Here is a 21093-nt window from a genome sequence, read left to right as displayed (position 1 = left end):
GCTATTTCCCTTCTTCGATGGGGATTCCCATCACCGCGCGTCGTCGGGGCGACGAGGCGCGGGAACCTGTGCGGCCGGCGGTGCCGGCCAGGCCGAGCACGACTCCGCGCGGCACGGCGAGCCGCTGGAGGAGGGCGAAGAGGACCTCGCTGAGGAGCGTCAGCACGATCACCAGGATCGAGCCGGCGAGCATCTGCGGGTAGTCCCCCGACTTCACTCCGCGGAAGATGTACTGCCCGAGGCCGCCGGCGCCGATGTAGTCGGCGAGCGTGGCGGTCGCGATGATCTGCAGCGCCGCCGAGCGGAGCCCGCCGATCAGCAGCGGCAGCCCCAGCGGGATCTCGACCTTCGTCAGGATCTGCCACTCGGTCATGCCCATCGAGCGCGCCGCGTCGACCGTGCGGCGGTCGACCGCCTCGAGCCCGGAGTACGCGCCGGCGAGCACCGACGGGATCGCGAGCACGACGAGGGCGATCACCGGAGCGCCGAGGCCGAGCCCCAGGCTCATCGCCGCGAGGACGAGCACGCCCAGCGTCGGCAGGGCGCGCAGACCGCCTGCGACCGGCACGGCGATGCCCTTGCCGCGCCCGGTGTGCCCGATCAGGTAGCCGATCGGGATCGCGATCGCGGCCGCGATCACGAGCACCAGCAGGCTGATGCCGACGTGCTGGGCGACACGGGTCGGGATCGCGTAGACCCCGGTCCAGTGCGCGGGGTCGGCGATCCAGGCGAAGGCCTCGGCGATGAGGTTCACGACGTCACCGCCCTCTCGACCGCGACCGGTCTGCGCGAGCGGCGCGTGCGGTCCAGAGCCGTCCAGGGCATGAGGAGACGGCCGATCAGCACCAGCAGTCCGTCGAGCACCAGCGCGAGGACGATCGTGAGGACGATGCCCGTGACGATCTCACCGGTGATGCCGCGCTGGAAGCCGTCGGTGAAGAGCAGGCCGAGGCTCTGGATCCCGAGCACCGCGCCGACCGTCACCAGGCTGACCGTGCTGACCGTGACCACGCGCAGGCCCGAGAGCAGGACCGGACCGGCCAGCGGGAACTCGACCCGCCAGAAGCGCGCCCATCCGGAGTAGCCCATCGCGGTCGCCGACTGGCGGACGTCGTCCGACACCGCGCCCAGTGCGTCCGAGGTGGTGCGGACCATCAGCGCGACGCCGTAGAGGGTGAGGCCCGTGATCACGTTGGCGGTCGAGCGGAGCGGGATGCCCAGCAGGACCGGCAGCAGGATGAACATGGCCAGCGAGGGGATGGCGTAGAGCACGCCGAGCCCTGTCAGCAGGGTGCCGCGGCTCCAGCGGTAGCGGTTCGCGAACCAGCCGAACGGCAGCGAGACGAGGAAGCTGAGCAGGATCGGCGGGACCGACAGGGCCAGGTGCGCCAGCAGGTTCGCGACGATCGCGTCCGTGTTGTTGACGACCCAGTTCACGCGGCGGGGCCGTCCTGCGCGCGCAGCACTCCGGTCGGGCGCCCGTCGCCGTCGACCACGATGCGGGCGCCGTCGCGCTCCTCGATCCGGAGCGAGCGCTTGCCGCGGTCGGCACCGACGAAGCCGGCGACGAACTCGCTCGCGGGGTTCGCCAGGATCTCGGCGGGCGAGCCCTTCTGCGCGATCCGGCCGCCCTTCTCGAGGATGACGACCTGGTCGCCGAGCAGGAACGCCTCGTCGATGTCGTGGGTGACGAAGACCACGGTCTTGTCGAGCTCGTCCTGGAGTCGCAGGGTCTCGCGCTGCAGGTCGGCGCGCACGAGAGGGTCGACCGCGCCGAACGGCTCGTCCATCAGCAGGATGTTCGGGTCGACCGCCAGGCCGCGCGCCACCCCGACGCGCTGCTGCTGGCCGCCGGAGAGCTGGCTGGGGTACCGGGCGGCGAGCGCACGGTCCAGTCCGACCGTGTCCATCAGCTCGAGCGCGCGGGCGTGCGCCTGCTTCTTGGCGACCCCGTTCAGCCTCGGCACGGTCGCGATGTTGTCGATGACCTTGCGGTGCGGCAGGAGGCCGGAGTTCTGCATCACGTAGCCGATGCGGCGGCGGAGCGCGACGGCGGGCAGGGACGAGATGTCCTCGCCGTCGATCTCGATGGTGCCGGAGGTCGGCTCGATCATCCGGTTGATCATGCGGAGGATCGTGGTCTTCCCGCAGCCCGAGGAGCCGACGAAGACGGTCGTCTGCCGGGAGGGCAGCACGAGCGAGAAGTCGTCGACCGCCCGCGTGCCGTCCGGGTACTGCTTGCTGACGTTGCGGAACTCGATCACGAGGCCGCTCGCCGTCCGGCGGTGTGCGCGCCGATCTGTCCCTGGTCCACGACTGTGCCCGCTCTCGCTCCGCGCGTCCGGCCGTTGCACGGCCCGCGGCCCCGAACGGGGCCAGGCGGCAAGGAAAACACCAATAGCAGCCGCCTGCCAACCCGGACCGCGAAGTGTTGCGGGATGTTCCGGGAGCGACTAGGGCCTTGACAGCCCTAGCGGGTCAGGACTCCTCGACGGCTCCGTAGTGCGAGGTCATGTAGTGGCGCAGCAGCGAGCGGCTCTCGTCGATGAAGCGCTGGTCGCCGTTGGGATCGATGAGGAACGCCCGCGTGAGCAGCGCGTCCGCGACCTCGATGGTCACCTCGAGGCGGAAGGACAGCTGCGCGCCGCCCGGGAGGCCGTACTCGGACGCGAGGATCTCGGCGAAGCGGCGGGCGAAGAAGCCGGCCTCGAACGCCTCGCCCGCGACCTCGGGGGCGTGGATCGTGTCGACGAAGCGGATGGAGCGGAAGCCCGGCTCGTTGCGGTGCATCTCGCAGAAGGCGTCGATCGCGCAGTCGACCGCGCCCCACCAGTTGCCCGGGTGGGTGTCGCGGATCTCGGTGATGACGCGGCGGCGGAAGCGCTCGAGGGCCCGCTCGCGCAGCGCCTGGAGGACGGCGATGCGGTCCGGGAAGTAGCGGTAGACCGTGCCGATCGCGGCTCCCGCGCGCTCGGCGACCATCGCCGTGGTCAGGCGGTCGAAGCCGACCTCGTCGACGACGGCGGCCGCCGCGTCGAGCAGCGAGGCGAGACGGGCGGCGCTGCGCACCTGCACCGGCTCGTTGCGGACCTGGGACGATTCACCGAACGGTCGATCGACGAGGTTTCCAAGAGGCACGGCGGGCTCCTTCGGTCGTGGTTCCTACAATCGTACGCACGGCGACCGCCGGTCGGGGTCGTCTCATCGAAAGTCCCTCGTGTTTCGCGCCCCCGGAAGGGCGACGGCTCCGCGGGTCCGATCCACCCGGGAGAAACCATGTGCGGACGCTTCGTCCTCTCGCAGACCACCGCCGACCTGGTGGCGCTCTTCGACATCGACGAGCCGGGCGCCGACCTGCCGGAGCCGTCCTGGAACATCGCGCCGACCCAGCGGATCGCCGTCGTCGCGGAGTCGATGAAGGGGGTCGACGAGGGCAGCCCGCCGCGGCGTCGGCTCGCCGGAGCCCGCTGGGGCCTGGTGCCCCGCTCCGCCGCCGACCCGTCCGCGGGGCCGCCGCTGTTCAACGCGCGGATCGAGTCCGTCGCCGAGAAGCCCTCGTTCCGCGAGTCCTACGCCTCCCGGCGCGCGATCGTGCCCGCCTCGGGCTGGTACGAGTGGCGGGTCGGCGCGGACGGGGCGAAGGCACCCGTCTACGTCTCGCCGGGCGAGGGCTCGCTCCTCCTGTTCGCCGGTCTCTACGAGTGGTGGCGCTCGGCCCAGCCGGGCTCTCCGTGGCTGCTCTCGGCGACGGTCCTCACCCGCCCCTCCGCCGGGCCGCTCGCCGAGGTGCACGAGCGGATGCCCGTGCTGCTGCAGCCGGAGCTGATCGAGGACTGGCTGGACCCGGCGTCCCCCGGGGACGGCGAGCTGCTGCGCGCGGCCGCCGAGGGCGCGGCCGAGCTGTCCGAGGAGCTCGAGGTGCACGGCGTCGGTGCAGCCGTGGGCTCCGTCTCGGCGAACGGCCCCGAGCTGATCGAGCCCACCGGAGCCTGATGATCGCGTGAGAGCGCGATCCGCGGTCCGGCATCCGGTCTGACAGACTGGGCGGATGCCGCTGACGCCCGAGAGCAAGCCCCTGAGCGCAGGCAAGGCGGAGGTCATGCACCGCGCCGCCCGCCTCGAGGACCGACTCCACTCCTTCCGGATGAGGCGCGTGAAGCGCAAGGGCTACGTCCCGAGGGTCATCCCCTACACCGGCTACGGCTCGACGACGCAGCTGCGCGTCCTGGCCCGCGTCCTCTACACGCGGCCGACCCCTCCCGGGGTCGAGGAGGTCCGCCCCGTCGAGGGCGTGCGCGGCTGGCGGAGCTTCACCAGCGTCTTCGTGAGCGGGGCCGTCGTGACCGTCGAGGCCGACGGGCAGACCCACCGGGTGACGGCCGACCGCGGCGGAGTCGTCGACGCGGACCTCCCGATCACGCTCGAGCCCGGCTGGCACACCATCACCTTCTCGACCGCGGGCTCGAAGCCCGTCGAGGCGCCCGTCTTCATCGTGCGTCCGGAGGCGCGGCTGGGCGTCGTGTCGGACGTGGACGACACGGTGATGGTCACCGCGCTCCCCCGCCCCTTCGTCGCCGCCTGGAACACCTTCGTGCTCGACGAGCACGCCCGGATGCCCACGCCCGGCATGGCGGTCTTCCTCGACCGCTTCGCCCGGCAGTACGAGGGCTCCCCGGTCATCTACCTCTCCACCGGCGCGTGGAACGTCGCCCCGGCGCTCACCCGCTTCCTCTCGCGGCACCTGTACCCGGCCGGAGCGCTCCTCCTGACCGACTGGGGCCCGACGCACGACCGCTGGTTCCGCAGCGGCAAGCAGCACAAGGAGATGAACCTCCGCCGACTCGCGGCCGAGTTCCCGGACGTGCGCTGGCTGCTGGTCGGCGACGACGGGCAGCACGACGAGGAGATCTACTCCGACTTCGCGGACGAGCACCCCGACAAGGTCGCGGCGATCGCGATCCGCCAGCTCTCCACCGGCGAGGCGGTGCTCGCGGGAGGCCGCTCCAAGGCCGAGGACCGCTCCCTGACCAGCGGCACGACCTGGGTCTTCGCGCCCGACGGCGCGGGCATCTCCGAGCAGCTGACGGAGCTCGGCATCCTCTGATCCCGCACCGGCTCCGGGAACGACGGAGCCGTCCGCTCCCCGGGGGGAGGGACGGCTCCGGTCGATCGGCTCGGACTACGCCTGGTGGGCGGCCTGCAGGTCGAGGGTGATGGTGACCTTCTCGCCGATGAGCACGCCACCGGTCTCGAGGGCCGCGTTGTAGGTCAGACCGAAGTCGGTGCGGTCGATGGTGGCCTTGGCGGTGAGGCCGGCCTTGTAGTTGCCGTAGGGGTCGGTGCCGAAGCCGCCGAACTCCACCTCGAAGGTGACGGGCTTGGTGGTGCCCTTGATGGTGAGCTCGCCGTCGACGAAGAAGTCGTCGCCGTTCGGGCGGACGGCGGTCGAGACGAAGTGGATCTCCGGGTACTGCTCGGCCTCGAAGAAGTCGCCGGTGCGGAGGTGGCCGTCGCGGTTGGGCTCGTTGGTGTTGACGGAGGCGACCTCGGCGGTGGCCTCGACCTTGGAGTCGAGCGGGTTCTCGCCGGTGGTGAACGTGGCGGTGAAGCGCTCGAACTTGCCCTTGACCTTGCTGATCATCAGGTGGCGGACGCTGAACGCGACCTCGCTGTGGGTGGGGTCGATGACCCAGGTGCCGGCCTTGTAGCCGGGGATGGTGACGGTGTCGGTCATGGTTTCTCCTCGAGTGTGACGGTCGTCGCGGGGAGAGCGTCCCCGTCCGATGTATGCAAGCGCATCGACGTCGATCAGTATTCCATGTAGCGACAACTATTTCATCCACGTTCCGTCGAAGGATCGGCGGACACCGTGTGAACACGGGGCGCCGCACCCCGGACGGGGGTCGGTGCCGCTCCCCGGAGCGGTCGTCAGCGGTCGGCGGGAGCCGGGTTGCGGATGCCGAGGAGGGAGACGACGCCGCCGGCGATCAGGAGGGCAGCGGTCGCGACGGCGGCACGGGAGAAGCCCTCGACGTCGAGCGAGTCTCCGACCACGAGCGAGGTCGCGGCGATGGCGACCAGCCCGGCGATGCGCGAGACCGCGTTGTTCACGGCGGAGCCGACTCCGCTGTGCCCGTCCTCGACCGCGCCGAGGATCGTCGAGGTCAGCGGGGCGACCGTCACCGCGAGGCCGAAGCCGAAGAGGAGGATCCCCGGGAGCAGCTGCGTGGCGTAGTCGGCGCCCTCGTCGACGAAGGAGAGCAGGAGGAACCCGGCCGCGGCGATCAGCGGTCCGACGCCCATGAAGAGCCGCGGGCCGAACCGCGCCGACAGCGACCCGGAGACCTGCGAGAGCAGGAGCAGCAGGATCGTCGGCGGGAGCGTCGCGAGCCCGGCCAGGGTCGCCGAGAAGCCCAGGGTCTGCTGCAGGAACAGGCCCAGCGCGAAGAAGCCGAAGGAGAGCGCGCCGTAGACGAACGCCGTCGAGACGTTGCCGACGGTGAAGTTCCGCGACGCGAAGAGCGACAGCGGCAGCATCGGATGCGCCGCGCGCCGCTCCCACACGACGAACGCGACGAGGGCGGCGACTCCCCCGATCAGGGCGGTCAGCACGAGCGGATGCTGGATCCCGAGCCGCTCCTGCTCGATCAGCGCGAACACCGGCCCTCCCAGGCCGATCACCCCGAGCACCGCGCCGACGCCGTCGATCGGCACCCGGGTCCCCGAGTCGACCGCGCCGAGCCTGCGCAGCAGGACCAGGGTCACCGCGATCGGCAGCAGGTTGAGCGCGAAGACGTACCGCCACGAGCCCGCGTCCACCAGCAGGCCGCCGAGCACGGGGCCGGCGATCGTCGCCGTGCCGGTCCAGGCCGTCCACGCGCCGATGGTCCGGGCCTGCGCGGCGCCGCGGACGGTCGCGATGATGAGGGCGAGCGAGCTGGGCACGAGGATCGCGCCGGCGGCGCCCTGGAGCATCCGCGCCACGATGAGGACCTCGGCGGTGGGGGCCAGCGCGCACAGCAGCGAGGTGACGCCGAAGCCGATCAGGCCGATGGTCATGCTGCGGGCCCGGCCGATGCGGTCGGCGAGCGAGCCGGCCACGAGGATCAGCGCGCCGAGCGTGATCAGGTACCCGTCGACCACCCACTGCTGCACCGCGAGCCCGCCGCCGAGCTCGCGGGTGATGGCGGGCAGGGCGACGTTGACGACGGTGCCGTCGAGGAAGGCGACGAAGGAGGCGAGGACGGCCACCACGAGCACCGCGCGGCGGCGCGTCTCGGCGGGGTCGGCGGAGGCGGTCATGCTCGGGCTCTGGTCACCCGCTCACCGTACCGGCGGCCGCCGCTCCCGGGGCCGGGAGGGCGGGCATCCGGGCCCCCGAGCGCGGCCGCACGACGGATCCAGACTCGTCGCCTACTCTCGTAGCCATGTCTGCGCAAGGAACCGCCCGCGGCGGCGTGCTCGCCCGGGTCCTCGGGATCGTCGGAGCCAGCCTCGCCGGGGGCCTGCTGATCACGGTCGGGGTCACTCCCGCCCTCGCCGTCACCGGTCTCGCCGAGAACAACCCGATCGGGCTGTTCGAGACGGTGCCGGAGTACCTCGAGCTCGGCCAGCTGGCCCAGAAGACCGAGATCTACGCCAAGCGCACCGACGGCTCGGACGAGCTGCTCGCCTCCTTCTACGCGCAGAACCGCGAGGAGGTGGCCTTCGACCAGGTCAGCCAGTCCGTGAAGGACGCGGCGGTCTCGACCGAGGACCCGCGCTTCTACGACCACGGCGGCGTCGACCTGCAGGGCACGATCCGCGCGGTGCTCAGCAACATCGTCGGCGGGGACCTCCAGGGCGGATCCTCCATCACTCAGCAGTACGTCAAGAACGTCCTCGTGCAGAAGGCGGAGTCGCTGAGCGCGACCGACGAGGCGGCCTCCGAGGCCGCCTACGAGGAGGCGACCGCGACCACTCCGAGCCGCAAGCTCAAGGAGATGAAGCTCGCCGTCGACCTCGAGAAGAAGTACAGCAAGGACGACATCCTCCTCGGCTACCTCAACATCGCGGGCTTCGGCGGGCAGGTCTACGGCATCCAGGCGGCGGCCGAGTACTACTTCTCGACCACCGCGGCCGACCTGAGCCTGGCGCAGGCCGCGAGCCTGATCGCCACGGTCAACAACCCCAACGGCCTCAGGATCGACCAGCCCGAGAACATCCCGGACAACAAGATCCGCCGCGACTACGTCCTCGACCAGATGCTGCAGGAGGGGAAGATCTCGCAGGCCGACCACGACGCCGCCGTCGCCGAGGAGGTCGTCCCCGCGATCACGCAGACGCCCACGGGCTGCCAGACCGCTGGCAACGCGGCCTTCTTCTGCGACTACATCACCCGCGTCGTCCAGAACGACCCGGCGTTCGGCGACGACGCGGACACCCGCCTCGCGAACTTCCAGCGCGGCGGCTACAAGATCTACACGACGCTCGACCGCGACCTGCAGGACACCGCGGCCAACGCGACGAACAACGCCGTCCCCAAGGTCCCCACCCTCGACACCAACATCGGCAGCGCGACCGTCTCGATGGAGGTCGGCACCGGCCGGATCCTGGCGATGGTGCAGAACAAGGACTACGACGCGGCCGGCGCCGTCAACGGCGCGAACTTCTCCGCCGTCAACTTCAACACCGACACGGCCTACGGCGGCTCCGCCGGGTTCCAGGTCGGATCGACCTACAAGGTGTTCACGCTCGCGCAGTGGCTCGCGAGCGGACGCACCCTGAACGAGACGATCAACGGCCGCGAGCGCACCTTCTCGGGCTTCCCCGCCAGCTGCGCGCCCGGCGGCGAGCTCGACACCTCCTACGAGGTCAACAACGACGACAGCGAGAACGGCAGCTACAGCGTGCTGACCGGCACGATGCAGTCGATCAACACCGTCTACGTCTCGATGGCGCAGCAGCTCGACCTCTGCGCGATCCGCGACCGCGCGGTCGGCTTCGGCGTGAAGGCGGCCGACGGCGGCGAGGTCGACTACAAGCCGTCCGCCGTCCTCGGCTCGGACACGCTCATCTCCCCCCTCTCGATGGTCACCGCCTTCGCCGGCTTCGCCAACAACGGCACCGCCTGCTCCGCGATCGCCATCGACGCGATCACCGACGCGACCGGCGCCGCCGTCCAGCCGCCGACCTCCACCTGCAACCAGGCCCTCAGCCCCGAGCTGACGGCGGTCGCGAACTACGCCCTGCAGCGCGTCGTCACCGGCGGCACGGCCGCCCAGTCCGACCCGGACGACGGCATCGAGCACATCGGCAAGACGGGCACCACCGACAACGCGGAGTCGACCTGGATGGACGGGGCGAGCTCGCGCGTCGCGACCGTGGTCTGGGTGGGCAACATCGACGGCCACACCTCGATGCGCGAGGTCCGCTTCCCGAACTCGGAGCTCGAGAGCCGCCCGTACGCCTCCAACATCCGCCACTACATCTGGAACTCGGTGATGACCCGCGCCGACCAGAAGTACGGCGGAGACGACTTCGAGGAGCCCAGCAGCGCCCTGCTGAACGGCCGCCAGATCGCCGTGCCGACCGTCTCCGGCCGCTCGGTCGACGACGCCACGGAGGCGCTGGAGGACCTCGGCTTCGACGTCGAGGAGGGCGCGACCATCGACTCGTCGCTCCCGGCCGGCGTGGTGGCGGGCACCGACCCGGCCGCGGGCACGACCGTCGCGCGCTACTCCGACATCGCCCTGCTGATCAGCAACGGCTCGCAGGTCCCGGCTCCCGCCACCCAGGCACCGGCTCCGGCTCCGACCGGCACGGGAGTCCCCGCGACCGAGGCTCCCCCGGCGACGCCCACGGCGACCCCGACAGCGACAGCCACGGCGACTCCGACGGCGGAGGTCGAGGAGTGAGCTTCGACGCGGACTTCCTCGGCGTCCCCGCGGGTGCGCCGCGCCTGAGGGTCGAGCGCCCGGTGCGGCTCCTGCCGTACACGCACTTCGAGGTGCTGCTGGATCCGGAGCGGCGCCTGGCCGTCTCGACGGCCGTGAACATCGACGGCGCGCGCCTGGTCGAGCTCGGCCGCGGCGACGACTGGCACCTCGACGACCGCATCCCCGCCTCCGAGCAGACCGGGCCGGAGGTGTACGCCCGCAACGACCTCGACCGCGGCCACCTGGTCCGCCGCCGCGACCCCGTCTGGGGCGACCGGGACGAGGCCGCCGCGGCCAACCGCGACAGCTTCTGCTACACGAACGCCGCGCCCCAGGCGAGCGGCTTCAACCAGTCGCAGGAGCTGTGGCTCGGGCTCGAGACGCTGGTGCTCGAGTACGCGCAGACCTGGCGCACGCGCCTGAGCGTCTTCACCGGGCCCGTGCTCGCGGACGACGACCCGGTCTACCGCGGTACGAGCATCCCCCGCCGCTTCTGGAAGATCGCGGCGTGGAGCCCGGACGGATCGACGCTCGCGACGAGCGCGTACCTGCTCGACCAGGGCGAGCTCGTGGAGCGGGTGCGCGAGGGCCTGGTGCCGCTCGGCGGCTTCAGGACGTTCCAGCTGCCGGTCGCCGCGATCGGCGAGCTGACAGGTCTCGACGTGGACCTCCTCGCCGGGGCCGACGTGCTCGGCCCGGCAGGACTCCGGCCGGAGCCGTGGCGCGAGATCGTCGAGCCGTCCGACGTGGCGAGCGGCCTCCTCCCCCGCTGAGGCTCCGCCGGGGGCAGGATGGGCGGATGAGCACCCCCGTCCTGGTCGAGATCACCTCCGGCGCCGTCGTCCTCCGCGACCCGGAGGGTCCGCTCGTCCGCGTCGACGAGGCGGGCTACCTCCGCGGCGACGGGGTCTTCGAGACCGTCGCGGTCCTCGACGGACGTCCCCGCGCGCTCGGCGAGCACCTCGCGCGGCTGGCCGGATCGGCCCGGGCCGTCGGGCTGACGATCCCGGAGGCGCCCCTCTGGTCCCGAGCGGTCGACCTCGCCGTGGCGGAGCACGACCGGGTCGACGACCTGACGGTCCGCTTCATCGCCGCCCACGGCTCGAGCGACTCCGCCCGGTGCACCGTGCGCGCGGCTCCGACTCCCGACTCGAGCGCGCTCCGGGAGAAGGGCGCGGCCGTCGTCGTGCTGGACCGCGGGTACGCGAGCGGTCCGCTCGCGCCGTGGCTGCTCCCGGGTGTCAAGACCACCTCGGGCGCCGTCACCCGGGCGGCGCTGCGCGAGGCGGCGTCCCGGGGCGCGGACGACGTGGTCTGGCGCACGAGCGACGGGCTTCTCCTCGAGGGGGCGACGTCGAGCCTGGTGCTCCTCGGCGACGGGGTGCTCGCGACGCCGCTCTCGGGCAGCGTGCTCGCCGGCACGACGGTCGAGCGGGTCCTCGCGCTGGGCGAGCGCCGCGGGCTCGCGTCGTCGCGCCGCGAGCTGCCGGTCACGGCGCTCACCGGTGCGGATGCGGCGTGGCTGGTGTCGAGCACCCGGCGGGCGATCCCCGTCCGCTCGGTCGACGGCGCACCGCTCGCGATCGACGCGGGCCTGACGGCGGCGTTCGAGGCGGGGCTGCTCGCCGGCTGACCGTGTCCGCGGCTCGGACTCCCTGCGCCTCAGGCCGCTGCGGCCAGCGCGCGGGACGTGTGCGGGCCGACCCCGGCCTCCTCCGCGTCTCCGAGATCGGCGAGCGTGTCGACGTCCAGCCTCAGCGTCGACGAGCCGGGCAGCACGACGACGGTGCAGCCCGCGTCGCGGTGCCGGGCCAGAGAGCCCGGGCCGAACGCCGGAGCGACGAGGGCTCCGGCCGCCAGCAGGAGCGCCGTGGTGCCGCTCCCCTCGCGGTCCGGGACGACGGCCGGGAGCGACCGCGTCGCGAGCGCCTCGGAGAGGTCCGACGGCAGCAGGGCGGGCAGGTCCCCGGTCAGCACGATCACCGGGGCGCCCGGCCGGCGGTGCAGGGCGGCCTCGGCTCCCCCCGACACGGCGGTGTCGAGGGTCCCCGGGTCGGGCACCACCACCAGCTGCGGGTGCTCCGCCCGTGCGCGGTCGGCCGCACCGGCGTCGGAGGTGACCAGGAGAAGGCTCGTCACCGCCTCCGCGGCGGCCACCGCGGCGAGCGTGTCCAGGAGGAACGCCTCGGCCAGCGCCGCGCGGCCCGGCACGTCGAGGCGCGTCTTCGAGCCGCCGCGGCCCTTGAACACGACGACCGCGCTCCAGCCGGTCACGCGCGCTCCTCGCGCGAGGCGGCTCCGGCCGCGAAGCCCTCGGCGAAGGCCTCGTCGGCGCCGAGGCGGAACATGTCGTCGGGGCCCGTGCGGGTCAGCGTGCGGGCACCCGGGCTCTCGACCCCCGTCACCAGGCGGGCGAGCCCGCGGACGACGGCGACGGGACGGCCACTCGCCTTGCCCTTCACCAGGTCGCCGAGCGCGGCGATCTCGTCCGCCACGGCCGGCATGGTCACTCCCAGCGTGCGCCCCAGGGCGTCGACCCCGCCGCGGAGGTCGTCGATCACGAGGACGCCCGCGGCTCCGATGGCCGCGTCGGTCTGCCCGACCCGCCAGGCGCGGCCCAGGGTGTCGCTGACGAGCACGCCCACCTCCACGCCGAGCCGCTCCCGGAGGCCCGCGCAGAGGGCCCGCGCCGAGGCGTCCGGGTCGACGGGGAGGAGGAGGACCGTCCCCTCCGCGACGTTGCTGGCGTCGACTCCGGCCGCCGCCTGGACGATCCCGAGGCGGTTCTCGACGATGCGGGTGACGCCGGAGCCGTGCGCCCGGGTGGCGACGACGCGGACGGTCTCGGCCGTGATCGCGTCCTCGCGGTCGGTCGCGGCGACGATGCGCCCCTCCGCCTTCGAGACGATCTTGCTCGTGACCACGAGGATGTCGCCGTCCGTGGGCCGGTCCTCCTCGGCGGCGGCGGCGACGGCCGCGAGGATCAGCTCGAGCAGGTCGTCACCGGGAGTCACCTCCGGGATGCCGTCGAGGGCCCAGGCCTGCACGCGCGTATCGCTCACCGGTCCATTCTCCCGGCTGCCGCGGGCGCACGGGTCCACGGCCCGGGATCACCCGAGTGGACGATCGGCGGCGCCTCAGCCGGCGGCGAGGTACGCGGCGACCGCGGGCGGCACGTAGGGGGCGACGTCGCCGCCGAGGGAGGAGACCTGCCGCACCAGCGAGCTCGACACGTGGGCGTGCGCGGGATCGGGCAGGAGGAACACCGTCTCGACGTGCGCGAGGTTGCGGTTCACGATCGCCATGGGCGTCTCGTACGCCACGTCGACCTGCGAGCGGATGCCCTTCACCAGGATGCTCGCGCCGACGTCGGTGCAGTAGTCGACGAGCAGGCCCATGCTCCACGAGGCGACGACGATCCGCCCCTCGACCCCCGCCTCCGCGATCGACTGCTCGATGAGCGAGACGCGCTGGGCGATCGGCAGCAGCGCCGTCTTGGCGGGGTTGTGCACCACCACGACGTGCAGCTCGTCGACCAGGCGCGCGGCCCGCTCGATCACGTCGAGATGACCGAGGGTCACGGGGTCGAAGGAGCCGGGGACGACGGCGATGCGGGCCATGCCGACAGAGTAGCGGGCGGGCACCGCCTAGCTCTTGGCGAGGAACTCCCGGTCGCGGTCCTGCACGCGGCGCTCGAGCGCGGCACGGAGCCGATCGTGCGAGGCGAGGGACGGGTCCTCCGCGAGGAGCCGCTCCGCCAGCGCCCGCGCCTCCACGATCACGTCGGCGTCCTGCACCACCCGCAGCAGGCGGAGCGACGAGCGCCCGCCGGACTGCGAGTCGCCCAGCACGTCGCCCTCGCGGCGCAGCTCCAGGTCGACCTCGGCGAGCGCGAAGCCGTCGAGCGTCGCGGCGACCGCCTCCACCCGCTCGCGCGCGACCGTCCCCGCCTCCGCCGCCGTCACGAACAGGCACACCCCCGCGACGCCGCCGCGCCCGATGCGCCCGCGGAGCTGGTGCAGCTGCGACACTCCGAACCGCTCCGCGTCGAGCACGACCATCATCGAGGCGTTCGGCACGTCCACGCCGACCTCGATGACCGTCGTCGACACCAGGACGTCGATCTCCCCCGCGGCGAAGGAGCGCATCACGGCGTCCTTCTCCTCCGTCGTCATCCGCCCGTGCAGCGCGGCCGACCGGCGCTTCCCGAGCAGCGGATGCGCGCGCACGCCCTCCAGCGTCGCCGCGACGGTCGTGAGCGGCGCGGCGGCGTCCTCCTCGGGCGGCTGCGCGCCCTCGGCGGGCTCCCCCGGCTCGATCGCCGGGCAGACGAGGTAGACCTGGTGCCCCGAGCGGATCTCCTCCTCGGCGCGCTCCCAGGCCCGCGCGATCCACGCGGGGTGGTCGGCGAGCGGGACCACGTGGCTCGTGATGCCGGGGCGCCCGGCGGGCAGCTCGCGGATGGTCGAGGTGTCGAGATCGCCGAAGACCGTCATGGCGACGGTCCGCGGGATGGGCGTGGCCGTCAGCACCAGCACGTGCGGCGGGGTGGCGCCCTTCCGGCGCAGAGCGTCCCGCTGGTCCACGCCGAAGCGGTGCTGCTCGTCGATCACGACGAGGCCCAGGTCGTAGAAGGAGACCGCGTCGCCGAGGAGGGCGTGCGTGCCGACGACGATCTTCGCCGTGCCCGAGACGATCCGGAGGAGGGCCGCACGGCGCTGCGCCGCCCCCAGCCCGCCGGTGAGGAGGGTCGGCACCAGCTCGGCCGCGAGCTCCGGGCCGAGGGTCCTCGCGATCGAGCGGAGGTGCTGCCCCGCGAGCACCTCTGTGGGAGCGAGCAGAGCCGCCTGCCCACCGCTCTCGGCCGTGGCGAGCATCGCCCGGAGCGCGACGAGGGTCTTGCCGGAGCCGACCTCGCCCTGCACCAGCCGGGTCATCGGGCTCTCAGCGGCCAGGTCGGCGGCGATCTCGTGCCCCACCGCGGTCTGGTCGCCGGTGAGGGCGAAGGGCAGCGCGGCGTCGAAGCGCTCGAGCAGCCCGCCGGGGCCGGGCACGCGGGCGGTCGCGGGGCTGCTGCGCGCCGAGGCCCGGCGCTCGAGCAGGGCGAGCTGCAGGAGGAACGCCTCGTGGAAGCGCAGCGTCTCGCGCGCCTGCGCCTCCTCGCCCTCCCGCTGCGGGCGGTGGATCAGCTCCAGCGCCTCGCCGAGGCCCAGCAGCGAGCGGCCGGCGCGCACCTGCTCGGGCATCGGGTCGGGCACGTCGCGCAAGCCGTCCAGCAGCACGCCGATCGCGGCCTGGAGCTGCCAGCTCGAGAGCGCGCTGATCGCCGGGTAGATCGGGATCGGCCGCTCGGCCCAGTCCTTCGCGAGCTCACCGCCTCCCGTCTCCGTCGCGGCGGCCTCCTCGTCGAACAGGCGGTAGTCGGGATGCGTGAGCTGCGGGGTGTCGCGGAACATCGAGACCGTGCCCGCGAAGATCCCGCGCACGCCGCGGTGGAGCTTCGCCGCGCGCCAGGGCTGTCCGAAGAACGTCAGAGAGAGCGTGCCCGAGCCGTCCGAGATGACGACCTCGAGCAGGGTGCCGCGCCGGTTGCGCATCGGCCGCTCGCGCACCTCGCGCACCTCCGCCACGATCGTCACGCTCTCTCCCACGGGGAGACGCGAGAGCGCCGTCAGCTCGCCCCGCTTCGCGTAGCGGCGCGGGTAGTGGCCCAGGAGCTCGCCGACCGTGCGGTACCCGAAGGCCTTCTCGACCGCGGTCGCCGTGCGCGGCCCGATCAGCGGCGCGAGCGAGGCGTCGAGGGGGTCCGGGATCACCTAGCGATCATAGGTCGGACCTCGGACGCGCGAGCCGGGCGACCGGGTCCAGCGCCGAGCGGGGCACGACCGACGCGAGCACCCGACGACCGGCACTCGCGGAGCCGCGGAGCGCGGCGGCCACGGCGGTCGCGTCGTCCCACGCCTCCGACTCGCTCGCGGACGGCGAGTAGCGCCGGCGCTCGACGCGCTCCCGGAGCCCCTGCAGACGTGCCGCCGCTCCGGGGTCGAGGGCAGGAGCCATGCGGGCCTCCTGCGCGCGCGGCGACTCCGTGTCCTCCACGGGGACGCCCAGGTCGCGGGCGGTCGCCAGAAGCTCGGCCCACGCGGCCTCGACGGAGCCGGAGCGCGCGGACCGGCGCCGCAGCGCGCGCTGGACGGCGCGCATCAGCCAGGGGACGAGCACGAGCAGCAGGAGCAGCACCCAGAGCGTCGCCGCGGGAGCCGCCGTGGTGCTCGAGGCGCCGACGGCACCGGGGGTCGGCGTCGCCGACGGGGCCGTCGGAGTGGGTGTCGCGGCGGGAGCGCTGGTCGCACCGGGCGCGGTGGTCGCGGTCGAGCCCGGGGCGGTGGGGCCCGAGGACGCCGTCGCGCTCGGCAGGGTGTACGAGGCCGGAGCGCCGCGGCTGGGCGTCGGCTCGAAGGGCAGCCAGCCGACCCCCTCGAAGTACAGCTCGGGCCAGGCGTGCAGGTCGGAGGAGAGGACGCGGTAGGTGGTCAGGTCGCTGCCGCCGGAGGGCACGACGGAGCCGGGCTGGTAGCCGATGGCGAGCCGCGACGGGATCCCGAGCTCGCGCGCCATCACCGCCATCGCCGAGGCGAAGTGGACGCAGTAGCCCTCCTTCGTCGTCAGGAACGCCGAGAGCACGCCGACTCCGTCGCCGTCGTAGCCCTCCTCCGCGGGGGTGTCCTCGGAGTAGCGGAACTCGGACGAGCGGAAGTACGTCTGCAGCGCGCGCGCCCGGTCGTAGGCGGTCGGAGCCTCCGCCGTGACCTCCTCGGCGGTGGTGCGGACGATCTCGGGCACGTCGTCGGGGAGCGAGAGGTACCGGTCGACGCCGGACGGCGCGGGAGCGGCGAGCAGCTGCTGCGGGTCGGGCTCGAGCCGCAGCGCCTGCACCTGGTAGTCGTCTCCGGAGCGGGTCGTCGCGTCGCCGCGGATCGAGCCGTCCTGCACGTCCTGGAGCCAGCCGTCGCCGACGCCCGTCAGCGACGAGACCGGATACGGCACGGGGAGCCACTGACTCCGCAGCGTCTCCACCGAGACGTCCACCTCCTCCGCCTCGCGCGGCACGCTCTCGGAGAGCCCCTCGGGCGCGATCGGCGCGTCGATCGGAGCGGTCTGCTCCGTCTCGCTCGGCGCCCAGTCGTCACCGTCGAAGTCCGAGACGGTCAGCACGCGGAGGTAGACGGGCAGGTCGGAGTCGGTGGCGTAGCGCAGCACGGTCACGGGGTTCGGGCGGCGCAGGTCCGCGCCGAGGGCGACCACCGGGTCGATCGCGCCGTTGAAGAGGCTCCCGGAGACGCCCGAGGGGGCGGTGGTGCGCGCGTAGCCGGCCGCCGAGCCGGCGACGACTCCCGCGCCCAGGACGACGACGGTCACGGCCGCGAAGGCGGGCAGCACGGCCGAGGCCGCGCTCGGGCCGCTCGGGCGGCGGGGGGCGGCCGTGGCGGCGAGCACGCCCGCGTAGGCGAGCGCGGTGACGACGAGGCTCGCCCAGGACACCTCGGAGGGGTCCACGATCGCCGGCACCGCGAGCAGCGCCGCGGGGAACAGACCGGCCAGGGCGGGGAGGCGGACGGAGAAGGCGAACAGGTCGGCCGCCCAGGCGAGCACGACCACCCCGCCGATCAGGAGGAACGAGATGCCGTCGTCGGCGACCGCCGGGAGCCCCTGCTGCGCGATGGACTGGAAGCCGCCCTGCGCGAGCGCCTCCGCCTGCGCGACGGCGCCGGGCGTGGGGATCACGAACAGCAGGGCCCGACCGGGCACGAACATCGCGGTCAGCACGCCGACCATCGTCAGCGTGCCGAGGATCGGCGGGACGACGGGGTGCACGCGCAGAGCCCGGGCGGCGGCCGGGACGCCGAGCACCACGGCGACCGCGCTCGCGAGGAGCACCAGCCAGTCGACGCCGACGAGGAGCCGGCCGATCCCGGCGGCGGCGGCCGTGATCGCGAGGAAGAGCAGACCGCTCAGAGGAGCCGACCCGGCGCGCGGATCGCTCTCGACGCGGCGGCTCACGCCACCACCCGCAGAGCGAGGGCCTGCGCCCACGCCTCCTCGACGGAGGCGCTCGGGTCGACGGACACCGCGTACCAGCCGAGCGAGGCGAGAGCCGCCTCCTCCTCAGCGGTCCCGGCGACGACGAAGGCGATCGCGGGGCGCGACTGCGCGGCCAGGGAGCCGAGGGCGTCGAGGTCCGACTCGAGGAGCCGGGTGAGCACGGCGAAGACCGGTCGTACTCCCCCGGTGTCGCGCATGTCGGCCGAGATCCGGGTCACCGCGTCGACCGACTCGCGCGAGGGCGCCAGCTCGGCCAGGCGCAGCAGCACGTCGTGCGCCACCTCGCGCTCGTCCTCCGAGTGCTCCGGCTCGCCGTCCGCACCCGTCTCGACGAGGTGGGTCTCGAAGCCGCGGTCGAGCAGGTGCACGGCGAGGGAGGCCGTCATCGACACCGCCCACTCGAGCCGGTCGTCGCCGCGCCGCTCGAGCACGCGCTCCGCCCGCGTCTCGAAAAGGATCCACGCGTGCGGATCGGTGTTCTGCTCGTCCTGGCGGACCATGAGCTCACCGGAGCGGGCGCTCGCCCGCCAGTGCACCCGGCGCATGGCGTCCCCCGGGCGGTAGTCGCGCGGGATCACGTCGTCCGTGCCGGCGCCGGCCGTCGCGTGCGCGACCGGGCTCGATCCGCCTGCTCCGTGCGCGTCCAGGACGTCGCTCTGGAGCGGCACGACCCGCGGAGTCACGACGAACGGCTGCGCAGCCCCCACGACGCTCTCGCGGAGCGCGAGCCCGAGGCCGTCGCCACGCACCAGGCGCAGCGGGCCGATGCGGTGGATCCCGCGCCGCTCGGCGGGCAGACGGTAGCGGGCGCGCACGCGGCCTCCCGACGGGACGCCCGGCAGCCCGAAGACGCCCTCGGCGACCGGGCGGCCGACGACGACCCCGCGCTCCACGCGCTCGAGCCGGTCGTGGGCGCGGGCCCCGCTCCGGACGGCGCGGCCGCGGTTCTCGAGCAGCACGTCGACCTCCACCACGTCGCCGGCCGCGACGGTCTGGGGAGCGAAGCGGCGCTGCACCCGGAACGACGCCGGCGCCAGGAGCAGGGAGACGAGCGCGCCCAGGGGCAGGCCCAGCAGCACCAGGCCGACGAACAGCAGCTCGCGGAACTCCGACAGCGGCGCGATCACCACTCCCGCGACGCCCAGCAGAACGAGCGCCCAGCCGCGCAGCGTCAGCGCGACCCCGCGGAGCGCGGGCAGACCGCCGAGACGGGACGACGGCGTCTCGGCCGGGCGGGCCTCAGTCGCCACGGTTGCCGAAGGGGACGGGGGTGGCCGCGACGATGCGCTGCACGATCTCGGTGACCGAGTGCGAGGATCCGGCGCCGGAGCGGCCGGGGAGGCGGGTGGCGGGCAGGAGGCGGTGGCCGAGCACGGGGACGGCGAGCGCGTCGACGTCGTCCGGCACCACGAAGTCGCGGTCGCTGAGGGCGGCGAGCGCCTTCGCGGCGGCGATCAGCTGGAGCGTGGCGCGCGGGCTCCCCCCGAGCCGCAGCTCGGGGTCGACCCGCGTGGCCTGCATGATCGCCACCACGTACTCCTGCACGGGCGGTGCGACGTACACGGAGCGCACGTAGGCCATCATCCGCTCGAGCTCGGCGAGGCCCACGACGGGCCGCAGCTCCTCGAGCGGGCTGGCCGAGTCGCGGGTGCGGATCATCTCGAGCTCGGCGCGCTCATCGGGGTAGCCGAGCGAGAGGCGGGCCATGAAGCGGTCGCGCTGGGCCTCGGGCAGCGAGTAGGTGCCCTCCATCTCGACCGGGTTCTGCGTCGCGATCACGGCGAAGGGGCGCGGGAGGAGGTGGGTCGTGCCGTCGACCGAGACCTGGCGCTCCTCCATGCACTCCAGCAGCGCCGACTGCGTCTTGGGCGAGGCCCGGTTGATCTCGTCGCCGATCAGGATGTTCGCGAAGACCGGGCCCGGCTTGAACTCGAAGTCGCGGGTCGCCTGGTTGTAGACGGAGACCCCCGTGACGTCGGAGGGGAGCAGGTCGGGCGTGAACTGGATGCGCGCGACGCTGCCGCCGACCGAGGCCGCCAGCGACTTCGCCAGGACCGTCTTGCCGGTGCCGGGGACGTCCTCCATCAGGAGGTGCCCACCGGCGAGGAACACCGTCAGCGCCATCGAGACCTCGGCCGACTTGCCGTCGATCACGCGGGTGAGGTTCCCGAGGACGGCGCCGCAGTGCGCCGTGAACTCCTCGCGGGTCAGGGGCGTCTCGGGTGCCGCTCGGCGGCCGACAGCGGAGCGGGTGTCTTCGAGCGACGTCATAGCTACGGATTCTCGCAGTCCTGACGGGAAAAGGGTCCAGGTTCCGCGAGTTCGCAGTGTGCCGCCAGGCGGGAGCCGCGCGGCGGCCACCGGACGCCGCAGGCAGGGGTGCCGCCCTATGCTCGGTCCGGTGACCAGGATCATCGCCGGATTCGCCGGCTCGCTCACCCTCCGGGTCCCGCGCGCGGGCACCCGCCCCACCAGCGACCGCGTGCGCGAGGCCGTCTTCTCGGCCCTCGAGGCCCGGGACGCCCTCGACGGCGCGACGGTGGTCGACCTCTACGCGGGCTCTGGCGCCCTCGGGCTCGAGTCGGCCAGCCGCGGAGCGAGCGCGGTCGTCCTGGTCGAGCGCGACCCGAAGGCCGCGAGGACCGCGGGCGAGAACGCACGGGCGATCGCGACCGCGGCGGCCAAGAACAAGCGGCCCGCCCCGCGGATCGAGGTGGTGACCGGCTCGGTCCGCTCCTTCCTCGACGGCTCCCCGGCCCTCAATACGGACACGGTGTTCCTCGACCCGCCCTACGACCTCGGCGAGGACGACCTGGCCGCCGATCTCGCCGGCGTGCTGCCGCTGCTGCGCGAGGACGCGGTGGTCGTCGTGGAGCGGAGCTCCCGCAGCCCGGAGCCGCGCTGGCCCGCGGGTCTGGAGCGGGAGCGGAGGAAGGACTACGGCGAGACCACCATCTGGTGGGCTTCGCCTGCGTCACCCGTCTCGCCCGCTTCCTCCGCGGCCGGCTGACCGGCCTCAGCCCGCCGCGCCGTCCCAGCCGAGGTACGGGTCCCAGCCCCCGCGCCCCTCGAG

19 protein-coding genes are annotated in these 21093 nt (G+C 73.5%); 6 read left to right on the top strand and 13 right to left on the bottom strand.

Going from position 1 to position 21093, the window contains the following annotated elements:
* Nucleotide 1 precedes the first annotated feature (1 nt).
* From C5C39_RS14350 to C5C39_RS14335, 4 genes are all read right to left on the bottom strand, one after another.
* Nucleotides 2-754, bottom strand: a complete 753-nt coding sequence (locus C5C39_RS14350; RefSeq protein ID WP_104225632.1) for an ABC transporter permease — start codon at nt 752-754, stop codon at nt 2-4.
* Nucleotides 751-1437, bottom strand: a complete 687-nt coding sequence (locus tag C5C39_RS14345; RefSeq protein ID WP_104223109.1) for an ABC transporter permease — start codon at nt 1435-1437, stop codon at nt 751-753. The genes C5C39_RS14350 and C5C39_RS14345 overlap by 4 nt, the downstream gene beginning before the upstream one ends.
* The gene (locus tag C5C39_RS14340) at nt 1434-2264 is read right to left on the bottom strand and encodes an ABC transporter ATP-binding protein (protein ID WP_104225631.1); all 831 of its coding nucleotides are present in this window, start codon (nt 2262-2264) and stop codon (nt 1434-1436) included. Before C5C39_RS14340 ends, C5C39_RS14345 begins: the two co-directional genes overlap by 4 nt.
* A 214-nt stretch (nt 2265-2478) precedes the next feature.
* Nucleotides 2479-3138, bottom strand: coding sequence for a TetR/AcrR family transcriptional regulator (locus tag C5C39_RS14335; RefSeq protein ID WP_104223107.1), 660 nt, complete (start codon nt 3136-3138; stop codon nt 2479-2481).
* Nucleotides 3139-3276: 138 nt separating this feature from the next.
* On the opposite strand from C5C39_RS14335, the gene C5C39_RS14330 reads away from it, so the two are divergent.
* The gene (locus tag C5C39_RS14330; RefSeq protein WP_104233760.1) at nt 3277-3993 is read left to right on the top strand and encodes an SOS response-associated peptidase; all 717 of its coding nucleotides are present in this window, start codon (nt 3277-3279) and stop codon (nt 3991-3993) included.
* 55 nt (nt 3994-4048) lie between these two features.
* On the top strand, nt 4049-5104 hold the full coding sequence (locus C5C39_RS14325) for an App1 family protein (protein WP_244229442.1): 1056 nt from the start codon (nt 4049-4051) through the stop codon (nt 5102-5104).
* A 75-nt stretch (nt 5105-5179) separates the two neighbouring features.
* On the opposite strand, the gene C5C39_RS14320 is transcribed toward C5C39_RS14325, so the two are convergent.
* A complete protein-coding gene (locus tag C5C39_RS14320; protein ID WP_104353685.1) occupies nt 5180-5734 on the bottom strand; it encodes a YceI family protein in 555 nt (184 codons plus the stop codon).
* A 194-nt stretch (nt 5735-5928) separates the two neighbouring features.
* Nucleotides 5929-7302, bottom strand: coding sequence for a DHA2 family efflux MFS transporter permease subunit (locus C5C39_RS14315; protein WP_104353684.1), 1374 nt, complete (start codon nt 7300-7302; stop codon nt 5929-5931).
* Nucleotides 7303-7427: 125 nt separating this feature from the next.
* Here C5C39_RS14315 and C5C39_RS14310 point away from each other — a divergent pair, with 125 nt between their 5' ends.
* The 3 genes from C5C39_RS14310 to C5C39_RS14300 are packed head-to-tail and all read left to right on the top strand — an operon-like array spanning nt 7428 to nt 11550.
* On the top strand, nt 7428-9896 hold the full coding sequence (locus C5C39_RS14310; RefSeq protein ID WP_104225628.1) for a transglycosylase domain-containing protein: 2469 nt from the start codon (nt 7428-7430) through the stop codon (nt 9894-9896).
* Nucleotides 9893-10690, top strand: a complete 798-nt coding sequence (locus tag C5C39_RS14305) for a DNA/RNA non-specific endonuclease (protein WP_258075847.1) — start codon at nt 9893-9895, stop codon at nt 10688-10690. Before C5C39_RS14310 ends, C5C39_RS14305 begins: the two co-directional genes overlap by 4 nt.
* Nucleotides 10691-10716: 26 nt before the next feature.
* Nucleotides 10717-11550: an aminotransferase class IV gene (locus C5C39_RS14300; RefSeq protein ID WP_104353683.1), complete on the top strand. Its 834-nt coding sequence runs from the start codon at nt 10717-10719 to the stop codon at nt 11548-11550.
* A gap of 29 nt (nt 11551-11579) precedes the next feature.
* On the opposite strand, the gene cofC is transcribed toward C5C39_RS14300, so the two are convergent.
* From cofC to C5C39_RS14265, 7 genes are all read right to left on the bottom strand, one after another.
* Nucleotides 11580-12191: a 2-phospho-L-lactate guanylyltransferase gene (gene cofC / locus C5C39_RS14295; RefSeq protein ID WP_104353682.1), complete on the bottom strand. Its 612-nt coding sequence runs from the start codon at nt 12189-12191 to the stop codon at nt 11580-11582.
* Nucleotides 12188-12979, bottom strand: a complete 792-nt coding sequence (locus C5C39_RS14290; protein ID WP_258075846.1) for a coenzyme F420-0:L-glutamate ligase — start codon at nt 12977-12979, stop codon at nt 12188-12190. Before C5C39_RS14290 ends, cofC begins: the two co-directional genes overlap by 4 nt.
* A 75-nt stretch (nt 12980-13054) precedes the next feature.
* Nucleotides 13055-13537, bottom strand: coding sequence for a pantetheine-phosphate adenylyltransferase (coaD, locus tag C5C39_RS14285; protein ID WP_104223138.1), 483 nt, complete (start codon nt 13535-13537; stop codon nt 13055-13057).
* Nucleotides 13538-13564: 27 nt separating this feature from the next.
* Nucleotides 13565-15733, bottom strand: coding sequence for an ATP-dependent DNA helicase RecG (locus C5C39_RS14280; protein WP_374953707.1), 2169 nt, complete (start codon nt 15731-15733; stop codon nt 13565-13567).
* 7 nt (nt 15734-15740) lie between these two features.
* The gene (locus tag C5C39_RS14275; protein ID WP_104274209.1) at nt 15741-17978 is read right to left on the bottom strand and encodes a DUF3488 and transglutaminase-like domain-containing protein; all 2238 of its coding nucleotides are present in this window, start codon (nt 17976-17978) and stop codon (nt 15741-15743) included.
* A complete protein-coding gene (locus C5C39_RS14270) occupies nt 17975-19270 on the bottom strand; it encodes a DUF58 domain-containing protein (RefSeq protein ID WP_104353680.1) in 1296 nt (431 codons plus the stop codon). The genes C5C39_RS14275 and C5C39_RS14270 overlap by 4 nt, the downstream gene beginning before the upstream one ends.
* Complete coding sequence (locus C5C39_RS14265; RefSeq protein ID WP_104225624.1) at nt 19260-20291, bottom strand: MoxR family ATPase; 1032 nt, start codon at nt 20289-20291, stop codon at nt 19260-19262. Before C5C39_RS14265 ends, C5C39_RS14270 begins: the two co-directional genes overlap by 11 nt.
* Before the next feature lie 130 nt (nt 20292-20421).
* Between C5C39_RS14265 and C5C39_RS14260 the strand changes: the two genes are divergently transcribed.
* Entirely contained in the window at nt 20422-21030 is a 609-nt protein-coding gene (locus C5C39_RS14260) for an RsmD family RNA methyltransferase (RefSeq protein WP_104255155.1), read from the top strand.
* Nucleotides 21031-21093 lie beyond the last annotated feature (63 nt).

This window comes from Rathayibacter sp. AY1F3, assembly GCF_002931975.1.
Classification (GTDB): domain Bacteria; phylum Actinomycetota; class Actinomycetes; order Actinomycetales; family Microbacteriaceae; genus Rathayibacter.
Note: the sequence above shows the minus strand (reverse complement) of the source record. Positions and strands in the feature narration are given on the sequence as shown.